Genomic DNA, 1484 nt, shown 5'->3' on the forward strand with positions numbered 1-1484 from the left:
GTATATAACAGTAGAAGAGACTGCGGAGTATTTGAATTTACCAAAATCGTATATTGAAGAGTTAATTCAGCAAAAGAAAATTCGTGCGCTATTCGATGGAGAGCAATATTTAGTAAATAAAGAACAATTTAATACACATTTAGAACAAATGGAGAAATATAAGCAATTAGTGGAAGAAATATTGAACGAACCAATTCCAGAAGATATGGATGTTAAAGACGAAGATTAAACTATGGAAAATCCCTTATGAAGATATGCAGAAATGTATATTCATAAGGGATTTTTTGTTTGAAGATATCAAAAACATAAGGAGTTCTTAGCCTTTCTTCAAATTTTGATAGGTAGTAGTCTACCATGTTAAAAGCATATTTTTTTCTAGCTAGGACAAACATAGAGAACGTAACCTGTACAGATACATATACTATCAGTGCAAAAGCTTATAAATTAATGGAAGGGGTTTTCTCGTGAGTTTATTTCATTGTGATTTTCTGAAAGACTTAATTGGATCTTTTGTGAGAGTAAACAGGGGTGGTCCAGAATCTCAAAAAGGGACAATAGTCGCTGTATGTTCGGATTACTTTGTATTAAAGAATGAAAAAGGAGAGCTCTATTACTATCAGATTCGTCATCTGAAAAGTATTACAAAAAATGCGAAAGATTGTAAAGCAGATGATTGCAGATGGTTGGAATGTGAATGTGAAGATGACTTTGAAAAGTTACTTCAAAGCTTCAAATATTGCTGGGTGAAAATTAATCGTGGTGGCCCAGAGAAAGTTGAAGGTATTTTACAAGATGTTTCTTGTGAATTTGTGACACTAATTGTAAAAGAAGAAGTTATATTAGTTGCAGTATCTCATATTAAGAGTGTAACAGTACCTTGTAGAGAGAGCGAAGAAAGCGAAAGTGAAAGTAATAATTCAGGTCGAGCTCGCGCACAAAGACAGTCAAGAAGAGGAAGATAATAAGAAAGGAGGATATAAATTTGGAAAGTATATTATGCTGTGAACAAATTAAAGGCTTAGTCGGTGAGACTGTAAAAGTAAATCTTCGTGGACCAGAGAGTCGAGTGGGGGTACTTGTATCGTTAGGAAGAGATTACCTTACATTACAACTTCCTCTTGGTGAATTAGTATATTACCAATTGAAACATGTGAAAAGTCTAGTTAAGAAAGTGAAAGAAAGTAAATGTGGCGATGGCTATGTTTCATGTTTCTGCTCTGATGATGATACTTTTGTCGATGTATTACGTGACTTGAAGTATAAGTGGGTAAAGATTAATCGTGGCGGCCCAGAGTGTGTAGAAGGCTTATTAAGTGAAGTGCATGAAGAATGTATTACGCTAGTAAACGGTGATGAAGTTATTTATATCATTAATTATCATATTAAGAGTGTGAGTCAAGTAGTGAAATGTAAAAAGAATGAAGATGAATAATGTTTAATAAATAAGAGGGGCATTATGAGGGAAAGAGAAGAACAATTTCTTA

The 1484-nt window shown here is 33.5% G+C and carries 3 protein-coding genes; all 3 read left to right on the top strand.

The genetic code is table 11. The features are described from left to right. Positions 1–229 (top strand): helix-turn-helix domain-containing protein (locus ABWK52_RS27755; protein ID WP_353772297.1); only part of this gene is annotated, 229 nt, incomplete at its 5' end. A gap of 235 nt (positions 230–464) precedes the next feature. Next, positions 465–962 (top strand): hypothetical protein, encoded by a 498-nt coding sequence (locus ABWK52_RS27760; protein ID WP_030022606.1) that lies wholly within the window; start codon positions 465–467, stop codon positions 960–962. Between the two features lie 20 nt (positions 963–982). Beyond that, complete coding sequence (locus ABWK52_RS27765) at positions 983–1432, top strand: hypothetical protein (protein ID WP_000443836.1); 450 nt, start codon at positions 983–985, stop codon at positions 1430–1432. Positions 1433–1484: the final 52 nt, after the last annotated feature.

Origin of the sequence: Bacillus sp. AP50 (assembly GCF_040492675.1) — a bacterium.
Taxonomy (GTDB): domain Bacteria; phylum Bacillota; class Bacilli; order Bacillales; family Bacillaceae_G; genus Bacillus_A; species Bacillus_A cereus.